This window comes from Rosistilla oblonga, from assembly GCF_007751715.1.
Taxonomy (GTDB): Bacteria; Planctomycetota; Planctomycetia; order Pirellulales; family Pirellulaceae; genus Rosistilla; species Rosistilla oblonga.
Window position 1 is genome coordinate 1,790,553 of the sequence record NZ_CP036292.1, and the last position, 15,796, is coordinate 1,806,348.

Annotated in this window: 1 protein-coding gene (running past one end of the window); it reads right to left on the reverse strand. The window is 53.2% G+C overall.

The window, feature by feature from the left end:
• On the reverse strand, nucleotides 1-15,796 hold the 3' portion of the coding sequence (locus CA51_RS06430; protein WP_145118862.1) for a Calx-beta domain-containing protein. It continues 15,017 nt past the right edge of the window; only the last 15,796 of its 30,813 coding nucleotides appear in the window; its start codon lies off the right edge, out of view; it ends in the stop codon at nucleotides 1-3.

The window sequence follows — 15,796 nt, forward strand, 5'->3', positions numbered from 1 at the left end:
TTACTCCAACCAGTTCGTTCGCAAGTCAAACAGAACATCCACTTGCTCACCCCAAATCTCGTCGTCGTTATTGTCAACGACCTCAGCATCCAATGAAAGTTCCTTGATTTCAAGATCGGGGAAGCTTATGGCTTCAGAGCTCGAAGGCACTGCCTTCAACTCTCCCATAGCTGATACCGGCAACTCCGGAGGAATCTCATGCGGGTTCTCCTCCTGCTTTCTGTGGATAGCTTTGATCTCGATACCCGTCAGTTGATCGGCAGTCACTAACGGAGTGCTATCTGGAAATGTCGTTGCCTCTTTTGACAGTCCGGACTCATCACTCACTACAGCTACCTCATTTCTCGACACTCCCACAACCTGTTCTTTTTGTTGCGATTCGATCTGCTCGCCTTCGGTAAGCGCCTCTTTCTCGGCTATCGCATTCAAATTGTTTGCGATGCTCACGAAGCGCGAGTGAAAGGCTGAGTCCAACGCTGACAATCGCCCGTTGCTGGTGAAATCCGCCAACAACACCGGATCGACATTTCCGTAGAATTCAAAACCGGACACGATAATTTTGTCGGTTCCAATGTCGTTTGAGGTTTGTGATCGTCGACTAATCACTTCCATCAACGAAGACGTATCAAGAGCACTCGGTCTTTTGCTCCCATTAAAATCACCGATCAACCCCACTACCACGAGCGCCGAATCCGTTCGTGATCCGACAGCCGCACCCGAGCTACCACTTAGCGAGAGATTGCTCACTTGAACCACACTGGTTACGGCACTTGTTGTAACGATTGGATCGAGTGCTTTCCCGTGAACCCTAACCAGTTCAAAACTCGCAGTCGACGGGATCGCGTCACCCGTCATCACGATCCGAAGCGAACCTGCCGTAACCACTGTCGCTGACTCAATTGTCCAGCCTGTCGCAGTTGTAAGCTTCGGCGCGCCACCTTCCATCGATAGTTCGACGACAGTGGGATCAATCCGTAACGTGAACTCGGCGCGATTCACTCCCGCTGCATTTGTGACCGCGATCGGCATCCCGGCAACAGTTTCGATGTCAATTTTGCCGCCCTGGATTGCGCTAATGTATCGATTCACCGCGAGCTCTGCACCAGGAGCAATCACCATATCGGCTAATTCCAACACCGCACCGCCAGTTTGCACACTGAATGAACGCACGAAGTCGCCCCCTGCCAAACCGTCACCGTCTCCATCGAGCAGCGTTCCTGCTGCATCGATAAACGCATCATCTGCGCTTCTCAGCCGCAGCGTGTACGAATCCGGTTCCAACGGTGATCCAGTCTTCACGAAGGTCAGCGTTCGAGTAGCCGGTTCGTAGTGGACTGAACCGTTGACGACGCCTACGCTAGAACCGACCAGTACCACGTCGGCATAGTTGTCCGGTGCCGCCTTGTCGTCGTACAGGTTTAGCTTCGTCATATCCATCGCACGCGAGAATGTCACACGCACGACACCATCGGAGACGTCGAATGCTTCAATCCCCGACACTTGGCCACGAATTTGAGTCGTCGAACTGGATTTTGTCACCCCAATCAGATTTCCGTCTTGCGTTGCTCCGGTGATCCGCAAGCCGAACTGCTCGCCCGCAGTCACACTTGGAGTCGCAGCAATTAAGATCGAGAACGTCAGTCCATTGGCTCCTGGTGCAAATGACAACTGTTTTACGCCAGCGTCAAATGACACGCCCGTCGTCGCTGCCGCCGCAGTCTGGATAGCCGCAAGAATTGCAGCTTCTGTCACCCGCGTTGTTGCCGATGTCACCTCGATACCAACCAAGATACTGGACGTACCTGCCAGCACTGCGTTGCTCAGATCAATACGATAGGTCGCCGTTTCACCGACACTGATCGTCAATGGCCCCGAGACGCCGACTGAGATCGCATCACTATCCAAGATCGACGTTACCACCGACGAGGGCGTTCCAAGCGTCACGCCTTCCTGTGCGGTCGGCAATGACAATTCCAACTTGAACGTCTCTAACTGCTCCGTCACGCCATCCAGGATCGTTCGCAGGGTTAACGTCAACGACGAATCACCGCCACCGGTAAACGTCAACAAACCACTCGACGCATCAAATGACACACCCACCGCTCCGGCGATCGCCCGCGCCATCGCTGCACTCAACGATTCAACATCCGAGCCATCCGTCGACGCCGTACCCGTCCCAAACGCAATTTTCACCGAAGCCGTTTGACCCAACGGTAATGAACCACCTCGCACGATCGTGAATCGGGCTTCGTCTCCCTCGTGAACAGTTGCCTGGTCACCCGTGATCGAGAACTGAACCGACTTGTCAATTCGATCTTCTTTCACCGCGTGCGCCTGGGGCGTACTGACAAACACTTGCAATGCGGGGGCATTGGCGAGCGTCGGAGTCGACAACACGAACACCACGTCCTGTTCCACGTTGTCTTCTGGATCGCGGGTCGTGCTGGCCGACAGCGTCGCTCTTGTCGCTCCGCCGGTGAACGTCAGAATACCGTCCTTCAACGTCACACCAGCCTGACTCGGTGGGTCAAGCACAAGTGGTCCGGAATCACCGCCGACCAGTTTCAAGTTCACCGACGCCGTAGCATTTTCCGACGCCATTTCATTTTCCGGCAATGTACCCAACATCGACACCGAAAATCTCAGTGGATCACCTTCGACGACATTCGCCGCCAGTGACTTGGCAACAAATTGAATCGGCGTGCCCATCACTTTTTCAGCCGTCACCTTGATCGTCGCCACCGGCGACGTGCCAAAGCGATCGCTCACGGTCACATCCACGTCGTAGCTGCCGTCACGTGGGAACGCATACGGCAGTGCCGCGAACCGAGTGTTCGTAATCACCGGAAGTGTGACCGGCGGCTTGCCATTCTCCTTAATCGTGTACATCACGGTCCAAGGACCACTCCCCGCGTCCGTAAATGGAACCGGCAATTCAACGATCAAACCCTTAGCAAACGTATAGTTCACCGCCGCCAACGGTTCGATGATCATCGGCAACACATTCGTCACATTCAAGACAAACGTCTGTCGCACCTCCACACCACCCGTAGCCGTCACCAAAACGCTCACGTCGTAGCGTCCCGCCGCGTCGGGCAAGAACCGGAAAGCAGCCCGGTCGGTATGTTGAATGCCCTTCGAGTACGGCACACCATCGCGAGTCACCCGCCACTGGTACGCCACGTTCCGATTCGCCGCATCCGCCAGTTCGCCCGCTCCCGTGGCTTTCAGGTCAACAAAACCGCCTTCCATCGCAGGCCCGCTGGTCTCCTGGGAGATCACGATCTTCGGCGGTGTCGCCAAAATCGAAATCGGTACGGCCGCTGACACCGTGGACTTACCCTCGTCATCTGTCACCACGACACTCACTTCCACTGTCGCGTTGCCAAACTTCACACCGCTGGCGGCACTGATCTCCGCAAAAGTCACACTCGGCTCCCGAGTCGTCTTGTTCAGATCGCGCCAAGGTTGATCCGAAGCACTCCGCACCTGCCACTTGTACGTTAGCGGATCGTTCCCGTCTGTCGCCGTCGCCGACAGCATGACCGACCCCGCCCCAGCATCTGGCAACGAATACCCTTCCCCCGGAACCACAATCTCAACACGCGGGTCCGCATTCGCGATCACGACCGGGTGAATCTTGATTTCCGACACCGCCTTGATCGTCGTCCCATTGCTGTTCGTCAGCGTTTCCACTGTCGTTCCATCACTGGCAAACGAGGTCGCACGCATCGCCACAACATACGTCTGCGACCCTGGCCCCGATTGCAAAAACGAATGAAACACCGTCGCGTCATCCACAAACGGCACATTATCAAACTCCGCTGCCGAGCCCTTGTAATCGAAGATCCATTGGTAACGCACCAGATCCTCACCGCCGTCGTAAACTGTCGTCGAAAACGCCAGTGAATCGCCTTCCAACCCCTCCGTCGCTCCGTTGATCGGGCTAGCGATCGGAACGTCATTCGTGACCACCACCGTGAACGTCGAACTGGTCGAACCATACACCGGATCATCCGCCGTCATTGTCACCGTGTACGAACCGCCATCCGGGAAAACCGCACTCAATTGCAGCTTGCCCACCGCATCAAACGACACAGGAACCGTCGGCGCCCCATCGCCATAGTTGACCGTCACCTGAGTCTGACTCGAACCTCCAATGAGTACCACATTCGGCTCCCATCGCACGCCTTCGACGTTGGACAAGTCCGCCCCAGTCGGCAGTACAAACTTAGGCGGAGTGGACAGCACTTCCAGAATGAACGTATCAATCGCCTCCTCAACGCCCCCTGAATCCAAAACAACTCGCCCCTCGAAGACACCTACGTTCGGCAGTGCCGTCCGAATTAGCGGGATCGAGAACGTCGAGTCGGTAATACTTGTCTGCTCAGCGACGGTGGCAAATTTGCCACCGTTGACACCGGGTCGACTGATCTGCACCAAGACTTTCGCGCCAGTAACCGCCCCCGCAACTGTTCCGCTCACTGGCTCTGAGTTATCGCCGTCCACCACGTAGCGGCGTGGAACATCCGCATCGGCTGCGCTAACAACTAGAGTGCGCAAGGCAAATGCACTGAGACTCTTTCCTGGCGTAGGAGCACCCAGAGTAATCGCCGCGTCGGTATTGATCGCACGGAAAACACGAGTCACCTCGACGCCCTCCACTATGGACGTGACTCTATAGGCACCGGTATGCAGTGGCGTAAACGAACCATTATTCGGGACGCTAGCGACTCCTTCCGTTCCGTTCTCATTGACTTCCTGCAAGGTCCAGGTCGCCGCAGCACCACGAGCGTCGACAAATTTGACTTCGGCTCCCACTGGAACCACTGCACCAAGGCGGTGCACAACGTCGGCGATTTCAGCAGTCAACTGAATCGAACCGGGCGTCACTGACTCAGCATTCGACGGCCAACTTGGAGCACGCATCGACAGCAGGTCGGCGTGCTCCGACACGTTGTCGGTGTTTGGATCATCGTCACCAGCACGCTGAGTGCTCAACGAACTCAGTCCATATTGGAATGCCGCAGGCGAAAGTGGATTTCCACGCAAATCAACCGCACTCAGCAACGGCATCACACCTTTTGCAATGCGAACTGCGTCACTCAGCAGTGTGCCATCCTTACCCTCCAGGCGATAGCTCACTGAGAAATTTCGCCCTACCACGACTTGATCAGCCACGTCCGTCGCACGCAAATTTTGAACACCGAGAACCACGGAACCGTCGTTGCGCACTGTAAAACTCTTCAGCGCCAACCACGGGATCAGCGGAGCGACACTAACCGCCGCCTTAATTGCCGAAACATCGCCAGTCACCTCGCCCCTAAGGGCCATCACGAGGCTATCTGAAACCTGGAAAGTGTTTGGACCCGACGTTACAACAAAATAGGTTTTTCGAGAGCGGGCAGCATCACCTTCAAGCACCTCAAACTCTACGGCATCCCCTGTCCTTAGGCCGTGCGCAGGGCTGCTGAAATGACTTTCCGATTCAACAAACGTCACGAATTTTCGACGAACCTCTTGCGTCCCCAGATAGTCATCGCCACGTGGTGGCAAAACCTGATTCGCCTCAACGGTTACGTTTTTCACATCGCCGGAAGCATCAACAATAGGGCAAGGTGCATCGGATGTTGCAAAACAATATCGTGCGTCACGTGCGCCTTGGGGTTCATCTGGCCAAGTCGCCCAAGCCTGATAGACGCCTGGTTCTAGATCGTGGAATCGATAAATTGCCGAAGGGCTCGGATCTTCCAGTCCTTGCGCAGATGTAAACCCCTGGCTCAGGGCAAGATTCGCTCGCTCGGATTCAGCGTCTGCTTGATTCAACGCAAGATGCTGTGTCCACTGCGACACTGTTTCCGCTCCAACACCCTTCGTCGAATAAATCACATCCGATTCGTCGATCACGTACTGTCCGGTCAGCACTCCGACGTCGGAAATAAAATTGTTGCGAAGGTTCAGCACACGAACGGATTCGGGTATCGAACTATCTTCTACCCGATAGACTGTTGCACTTTGACCATCTGTTGACGGCATGTCCACCAGAATAAACGATCTCGAATCGATCAGTGAAACAGCCGCATAGTTTCGTTCAGACGTGACATCACGCGGGTTACGCAGCAATCCGCCCGATGCGTCGTAGCGGACCAGTTTACCCGCCACCGTGTCGTCATGCAGAACAAACGTACTTGGTCCCACATAGAATGTGCCCGTGCTATTTGTCGAACCGACTTTATTCGACGGTGTCGTATCGTACCCGCCCGACTGGATCACGCTGGCAATCGTCGTTTCACCTACCGTTGTAAGAGTACCATCAACAATACTCACTTCATTTACGTCTTGCACCTTTCCGGATGTAGATGTAATTTTGGTGGTGCCATTCAATGAAGCCCAGAACACGACTCCAAACTCAGCATCAACCGCGTAATTCAACGGATTGACTGAAGCACGAGAAAACTGAAGATATTCACTTGCGAGAAGCGTCACCTTAGAATCATGGAGCACGTACATTGCTCCATTGTCGCCAAACCAAATGTTCGTAATTTTTGGCGATACAAATACTTCATAGATCTTTCTATTTTGATCAACTCGAAACACGCCGTAGTACGACGCAACATAAAAATCGCCAGTGGACGGGTCGACTGTCGCCGAGACTATGTCTCTCGCTCGAATCGATAAGACTGAAACACTCGCTGAATCCTGATCATCCTCGTTAGGCAACGCGTTATTGGGGGTCGAGTCCAGATCCATCTGATCTGCCTGACTAACCTCAGCCTCAATGATAAAGTTTCCAAAGCGCGCGTCAGTCAAAATGGTGAGGCTAACTTGCTCGCCCGTCCGAAGGGAACCAATTGTCCAAACACCATTGAGAAGGTCGCCCTGAGAAGCTGTCGTCGTAACGGCCTGAAGTTGCGAAGGAATACCGAGCCTCACCTGGACATTGGTCGCAATGTCAGGTCCATCGTTACTTACCCGAAAAACAAATTCGCTCGAAGAACCACTTCGATTTACGGTAGCCGTCAACGACAAATCAATGAAACCAGGTTCAGTAACAGTTGAGCCAACCTCACCGCTGACCAATTCTGTGTTGGAGGTGACTTGGGGATCGGATGCAGCGAGAAACTCGCTTCCAAGATCCTCTCCACTTGTGGCAACGATTCGTGACCTACCATCGGCATCGAGTTGACTCGACAATCGAACTCTAGTTAGTGAGGTTGAGTTATTCACTACCTCAGCTACAATCAACTCGTTCCCAACGAGAGTCACAACACGTGACAATGTCCCACTAACAGGCGAGATCCCGCCAGCGGTAAGAACTTTCCGCCAGCGACTCTCGACGACTGGCGCAGCGATGTCCAGGCTCACGGACAGAGTTGGAGTAGAACCAGACAGAACAGCATCCTTCAACAACAGGTCTGGATATCTATCGAAGACGTAAAGTCCGTCCCCGTTTATCAACACGGGAGTGCCATCAGCTAGTGTGACTACGTCGATTGGGGCGATATTGACCAACGAAGTCTTGCCCGCCTCAATTTCGGGAACTTGGTTGAGCGGGAAATCTTGGGTTGGGATCGATAGGAGTTCGACGGTGTCAATTCCCTGGCCTTCCAGACTCAACCATTGAAGTTTGTCCATACTTGCGAGCGGACCAAGCAAATTCGCCGTTCGCAATGAATCGCCTTCTGGCTGCGCGTCTTTTCCCGACAAGTCAAAGCTGAAATGCCTAAGATTCGGGAACGACTGTAGGACAGACAAATCGTCGATATCGCTAGCGTTGTCAATGACAAGCGACTCAAGGAATCGCGCGCCTTTACGTGTGCCTACAAGATCGCTGGTATCTTCGGAGTTGAATCGCCCCGACCGCAGAGAGTCAATATCGACTTGCGTAAATAAATCACTCGGCACATTGAGAGACCTAAGGTTGATTAGATATTCCAGACCATTGAATAGCAGAAACTCTTCAGAGTTCGAGAAGTCAAGGGAGGTTATTTCCGCCAAGTCACGGGCTGTGATATTTTCAGAGAAGCTGCCGTCATCACGATAGGAGATTTTCAGCGCGTCGGCGACCACTTGCCCTACTCCGCGAGAAACAGGCGCTCTTACGTGAGCCGTCCAAATAACGGGATTGCTATTTGCAAAATCTTTAGGAGAACGGGTTCCATAACCAAAATCTACGTTTGAAGCACCTCCTTGTCCGTCTACGAAATCAAGATCTCCGCTGTTGTCGTCTGCAACGACAAACGTGTCGCTACCGTCACCTCCGTACAGCCGATCGCGATCTGGATTGCCATAGTACGCCGCAGTCTCACCCGCAAATGGTGGGCTAACTTCAATAGTGAACTCGTTGCCGTTGTGCGTTGCCGCACCTTCGGGTCGCGACACTTTCAAGTAGTAGTCGTCTCCAGGCAAACCTCGCAGATCAAAGATCGACTGGTTCTCGCGAAGCAATCCGCCGTCAGAGTTGTAAAGACTGGCAGTGAAGCCTTCACTGGCAGCGGGAACGGAGATTGTCAAGCCAACGGCAACAACAGCATAGGGAGCGCCGTCAACCATCAAGCGAAGACCAAATTCGGTGAAACCATGGTCCCGAAGGTTCAGCAGAAATCCAGAGAGGTTGTCGGCCGCATCTAGGGTTAGCTCCAATGGGTTACCTTGTCGAAGCGTGGTTGTGTCAACTATTGCTTGCCCGACTTCAAGCCAGCCTAGGTCGCCGGAAGCCCCCATCTGGCCAGGCTGAGCATGAGTGACTTCGACGGATAGCCTGGCCGAAGAACTCGACACATCGAGTTGGTCCGACAATATTTCCATACTGATGGTCGCTCGACCGGGTGCGACCCCAGACTGCATGTTGCCAACGAGCCGCTTCGCGTCAATCAGATAGTATGCGAGCGGATTTCGAACGACACTTACTCTACCTTCAACATTAACGGCTATTGTGCTTCCATCAGCGGAAATCGATACGGAGTCAATTTGCTCATGCTCATTGCCGACAAGTATCGTCTTGGAAATTCGGTTTACTCGATCATAGATCTGCGCAAAATCGCCTTGCCTGTAAACCAGGAACTGCCCGTTTTGACTCAATGAAGAGCCAGAAATAGAGATGGCTGCAGCACTTGCCACGATAATGTCGTCTACCATTCCTGAAGCCGTATCATAAAGCACGATGTCTCCAGGCGAATCGAATCCTAACCACTGTTCTCTCTGTACAAACGCGATATACCGTCCATCACCGCTCATCGTTGGTGAATCGGAGAACCGCTTAGGGTCACTTATTACGGTAGTTTCACCTCCTCGATCGACAGCAATTACAGCCTGCTGAACGACATTACTATCGATGCGTTGAGCCTCAAAAGCGACTATATCTCCGTCATAATTCAAGCGTGAGGTTCGCACAAGGAAACGGCCGGGCCGTTGCCCCGCAATACCTGGCACCGACGACGCACCAATTTCTCTGAATACCTGGGACTCGCGATCGAACACTACGACAGTACCATTGTCATCATCTGTGTAAGAAACAATTTTCCCGCTGCCACTAATTGCTGGGAACTGAAGAATGTTGCTTCGGAAATCCGGAACAAGATACGGTGGAAGATTGGTGTTAAGATCGACTATGTACGTACGGCGGAGTTGGGTACGTTCGTCATGCGTTGTGAATACAACGACACTTCCATCGGTAGACATAGAAGGTGTGAAACTTGGTCCGGGTTGGCTAACCGCTATTGCTTTGATGTCCCCGGTCTGAAGGTCAGCAACAAAGATTTCTCCTTGTTGCTGTGCTGGCAATTGAGTTCCGTACAACAAAAAGCGGCCGTCACTACTTAGCATCGTACGCCCAATGTTCACTGCATTCGCTGCACCAAACTCCTTTGCCGCGAGTGGCAGCACTTGCGTTTCAGTGTTAGCGGATACGATGATTTCGCGACGTTCAGGTGTCACATAGATATAATCCCCTGGCAATCCATTGCCGAGCGTGTTGATGCGGAACCATTGTTCGCCTCGTGTGTCGGCGAACTCGCGGTGTTCTAGGCCCAGCACGGTCTTGGCGAATGAGTCTTGATTGAACAGGCCGTTGGGGAGCAAGATTTGCATCAAGCTGTCGGAGTTGGCCGGGCCCGGGACTCCAGTAAAAGATTCTGAATCAAACTTACCTATCAATACTTGATTCAGGTCGTTTGTCGTTGCCGCTAGTTCGGTAGACAGTCGGTGATTGGAAAGTTGATCGTTGATCTTTTGAGCGATCGTCGCCGCGTCGGCTTGCCGGACGATCGCGATCCGCGTTTCCGTACGAATCTTGAGTGCTGTGCCGAGCTTGGCTTCGATGAGAGTTCGCAAACGACCGGGTTCGATCGGCGTGTCTGAGGCTTGAACAGCGATGACGGTGATGGTTGGAGTGCCGATCAGCTCACCAGCGGCGTTGACGCTTTGACTCTGCACTTCAAACTTCAATCCGTTGGGGATCGCAATGTTCTCGTTAGATAGCCACTGCGTGGAATAGCCACCAACAATGCCACCTACGCCCGCTGTATGCTGCGCGAGCGAAAGCAGATTCCGCGCCGCAGTTCCCTCAAGCGTGTTGGACTCCATTTTGACTTGGATGATCTTTTGGGTTGCAAGGGATGTTTCAATCACCCAGCGGCTCTCCGTTACCGCGACGACATCACGCGACTTCGCAGCAAACTTAGCGGTGATCGTTTCGGCAATCTGCTTGGGGCGCTGGTCGTTGATCGATACTGGATCGATGAAGCTGATGCCTTTGTCCGTCACCGTGGCAATTTGCAGCGGAGTGGCCGATGCGACTTTGCCGTCCGGCAACGCAGAACTCTCGGCGTGTGCGTCGATGCCGGTCGCGGAGAACTCCAGCCGACGCGATGCGGAAGCGCTGCGCGTGTTGACCAAGATGCCAAACTTCAAGCCCGTGCCGCCGCCGGGAATTACATCGGGCAGCGGTGTCGAAGCGCCCCACTTCGCACCATGTCGCATCAATTGCGTCGGAGCAAACCCGAGAGTCTTTGCCAGCCCCGCATCGACAAGATCGTTGGCGCCGTCAGCCGAGATCAACGCGAAACTGGTTGGTGAGTCACCATTGGCGAGTACTTTATTGGGTCGATCACCAAGGTAGTCAGGATCAATCGAGAATTGCAAGAAGCTTTGCCCTTGGCTTTCCGTGAGTTCAACTCGCATGAATTCACTGTAAGGCACCGCGGCGTGAGTCCCCATCGCTGGAATCGCTAGCGAGTTGAGTTGCGATCGAATCGAATCTACGAACTCAGCGCGAAGCTGAGGAAGCGGCTCTGGCACGATCTCGACAGTGCCTCCATAGTCGCCTGTGGAAACACTAAGACCCTGGCGAATCGGCAATTGATAGTTCGTCTGCAAGGCAAGGTCGAGCGTCAACCCTGCCGGTAAATTGATCGTCGTCGGGAGTGGCGTCTCACTTGCCGAGACGATGCGAGAACCCGCCAACGATCCATCGGACGCTAGGGTGAAACCGAGCGTTTCAACCAAAGCGTTTTCAGCCGCATCATTGCGGTCAGGCACGATCAACAGTTGAGGCCCCGACTCGCCAAACAATTTTGGCGAGGTGGATGTCTCCTTCACGCCGATGGCCAGTGTCGCGGGAGTGAAGTGCAACTGCACCGAATTGTTGCTCGTTTTGGCGATCTTACCGTTCACCGCATCGGAGGCACCTGCAAAGAACACGACGTCGATCGTATCGCCTGGCTTGATCCGAATCGAGTCCGATCGAGTCAACATTAAGCCATTGACGAAAACCGCAAAATCGCCGCCGATGGTATGCGTGTAGCTCAGGAAACCATCCTGCGTGTTTTCCAAGCGTTGGATCAGCGTATATCGCTCGCCTACGTCAGGCACTCGATCCGAAGTAATCGACATCGATTGCGATGAAATAGCGGCTGTGAATCCAGTACCTCCCGAATAGGCATTGTCAGCGACGACCATCTCTGGTGCCGCCCCGACAATATCAAAGTTGACACTTGTCGCCGTGAAGTACTTCCACTTGGGTGACGTGGTAGCGAACTCCGCTTGCGTATCGCCCAGCAAGGTAGCTGCCGCCGTCGGATGAGGGACGATATCGACCGTCACCTTGCCCTTGAGCGGAAAACTCTCGTCCTGAGTCGTTGGATCGGTCACTGCATAGGCGTTGATCGCATCTGTCAAAGCGGTTTGCAGACCGTCACGCGTGTACGATCCGCCGGTGACAGACACCGTCCCGTTGACACCTTCGCGTTGCACCGACAACTGGAAATCCAACGGCGTATCGAGTGTCGTTCCGGCGGGAATCGGGTCCGTGATGATTTGGGTTTTGAGTTCTCGTTCAAACGTAACGGGACGTCCCGTTCCCGGATTCGCCAGATACTCACCCCCACCCGCAGGCGTCACATTCGCCAGCGTATCGACTGGAGAGCGAAGCGTCGTACTACCCACCTTCGCAAACGGCCCAATCTCCTGGATGCGAGGCGCACCGTAGACGATGTAGACCGTGCCTGCATTGTTCTTCAACTCACCTGTTTTCGGGTCGATCACATCCGCATTTGCCGCGCTGACAGCAAGGTCGTCGTAGCCATCCTGATTGATGTCAATGCGAGCGTTGCTGGCAATGCCTGTAACTTCAGGTCCACGCCCACCGCCGTCAATAACGATGTCAGCATCCGCCAGCGTCAACTCCAGTCCTCGCGATTGAATATCAAAGAAAACGTAGACAACGCTTTCTTTGTTGATGTCGTCCGCTGCCCATGAGTTTCTCATCAAGGAAAAATCCATTTTCCCGTCCCCTGAATAATCGCCAAAAGCGGCATCAAGGCGAATAGGTCTTTGGTCCGAAGAGAAGCCGGTTAATGTTTGCTCGATACCATCCCCTTCATTGAGAAAGTAGGTGATCGTTACACTCTCCGGTGAGCCTGGGATTGCAGGTGAACTCGGGATCGAGCGAAGGTGCCTTACTTCGGCTGCCAAACCAGCAGCGTCCAAATCATAGCTTTGTTCGCCATCCGTGATTGTTGCTGGGCTGGATAATCGCTCTTTCCAAGCAACAGAATCAAAATCGTAATGCGCGACGAGTCCACGAAGATCGACTGGGCTAGTCAAAACGCTCAGTGATTGCGTTCCGGTTTGACTTGTTCCCACCCAGAATGTTGCAACAGACGGCGTATCGGTCCCAGGCAGCATTGACACAATCGTGTCGATGCCTGCGACACCGTTACCGTCAGTTCTAAAAATGCCTGCTGCATCGGTAATAGCGTATTGACCGTTTTTCGCCAAACTCAATGATGCTTCCGTGACTCGGTTGCTAGCCGGTTTGGCAATCTCCCAATCACGTCCGCGCATCAATTGAATCTGCTCTTGATCGCGATGGTATCCGTTTCCAGTCAGTGCTCCGCCTACAAATACTTGGTTCGCTGAGTTCGTTCCGCTCAACACCGCGAGCAACTCATTGTTTTCTGTTCCTGCGACATTGCCCGTGAACGATACACCCGCAATGTCAGAAGTGGTTTGGAACTGAACCTGAGAGCCGCTCAACGTCAGCAGGCCCGAAGGTGTTCGATCCAAAGGCCCCTCAATGACTTTTACGAGATTCTTTGCAACATTCCCGGCAGGTACTTTTAGTGCAAAATCTGAATAACCATTTCCTGTAAAGTCACCCAAGGCAACAAAGCCGTCCGGAGCATACTTAGGTTCAACTGGTGTAACAATAAGCTGTTCACTGCCAATAGTCTCATTCGCGTCACTGAATGAAATAACGAAACTTTCGGTGTTCTGGACGACAAGTAACTGTTGCTTTGCATCGCTATCGCCAGATTCGTCGGCAAGAAGTTTTAATCCTGAGAACAGACCGGGTGTCGCTGGGTCCTGAACGTCCTGTACTCCCTTGCCTGCGAGCACAACCTGATAATCACTTTCACTCAGATCAATAACCGCAGGGTCACCAGCGACGGCACTTTTGATACGCGAGCCTTTGAAAATGTCGAAGACAAGGTCACCAGCAAACGAGTAATTGATCGAAACTTCAGTTAGTCCATCTCCGTCAAGATCACCTGCGGAGGAGAAAGTGTACCGCAACACTTGCAGTCGTTTGTCGGAAGGGGTTGTCCAAGTCACTGCCGCTACCGCAGGTGGGGCAAAAGCCTCAATGGAATGAATGATCACGGAACTGTCGAAAACGCTTGGACCTGCATCAAACTGGTAGGTCATGTCGAAATCCAGTGTGTCTCCGACGGAAACCGCAATCCCAGAAGCTAACATGGAAGGTTCAATCATAGTGCCATTTAACAAGACATCACTGATTCGTCCCTCTTGCGAAATGCTGACTAGGCCGCTGTAGTCGCTCGTCCATCGCCGACGAACCACTACGTTGAAGTCGCGCGGAACAGACTCTACCTCAGAGGTTTCAAGTCTAAATTCGTCGCCGATATCTCCGCTGGTCAGCGAAACTTCAACGCCATCAATGCTGAACTGTTGCCCACTGTCAACGACTGGCAAGAACCTACCGGAATCGACGGAGTACGTTTTAGACCACTGGCTATCGGTCGAGGTAGTCGCGGAATCCGCAAGGTGACGCAACTCGCGAAAATCGGAACTCAGGAAGAGTTCGCCAATCGTGTCCGTCTCAGCTTCCGGCGTATTTCGATGCAGCCGATCGACAATGAGTTCGTCGTAGAGATCACCATCAAGCGAAGGGATCGTTACCAAACTATCGGCGTATCCCCAATCTATATTCACCATCGCGTCTGGTATTTCCAGCGTTGGTTTGCCTGATTCAGTACCTGTGTAAATTGGACGTACAATGCCTCCATCAACCTCAACAAATCCTGCAAGTCCGACTCCAAAGTGCCCAAAGATTGGGTTGAACGACTGTGTGGTTATAGGGGGAACCAAAGTTTTCGTAATGGAGTTTGGTACAGGACCGAAAACGATGTCGACCGTCGATTCGCTAACCTCTTTGCGAAATTCCGAATATCCATCTTGATTTAAGTTTCCGGTGGCAAACAGGGCGCGATCTACACCGATGAATTCTGCACTACCGGTTGCCACGAAAACGGATTTACCAACCTCTGATCCTAGAAATCGAATGGAATAATTTAGTGTCTGATAGACTTTTGGAGTTGAGGTTTCCTTTGCGGTCAACTTGAGAATGTAGTAGTCCGGAAGTCCTTTGATAGAAGGGTCTTCAACCGTGCTAGTGGGGTCACCAGGGCGCGTGGCGCGAGCAGGAACGAGTGTATGAGAGATCACGGTTCCTAGCAGATCGTCCGCTACCGCTTGAATCATGCTTGTTTCAAGGAGTGACTTTGCCGAATCGCCAAACTTCTTCAATGAAGGGGGCACTGAAATAACGAATTGATCAACGTCCGCAGCGAGCTTGTCGTCTTTATCAACGAATGCGTGGAAGCTCAGACCATCGATCACAATGTCTTCTTGGGAGAAGAGCGGTGACCAATCGATATCGAGATACGTCGCTCGCCCAATGTTATTGTTGTCGCCAAAACCTCTTGCAAACTCATATCGATCTGGGGCAACACCAGTGTTGTTGCCGTCAATCCAGTCATCGCCGTCGTCGCCTTCAAGCAAATCGTTGCCACCACCGCCTTGAATGACATCGCGTCCGGGGCCGCCGTTGATTGTGTCGCTGCCTGCTCCTCCGAAGAGTCGGTCGTTGTCTGCGCCGCCGTTAATATACAGGTCGCCTAGGCGGCCTCGACGCGGGGCGTCTTGCAATGCGATGCCGAACTCGGCTTCAGAACCAGGGAACTTGTAGCCTGGTTCGGCGTGGACTTCATCG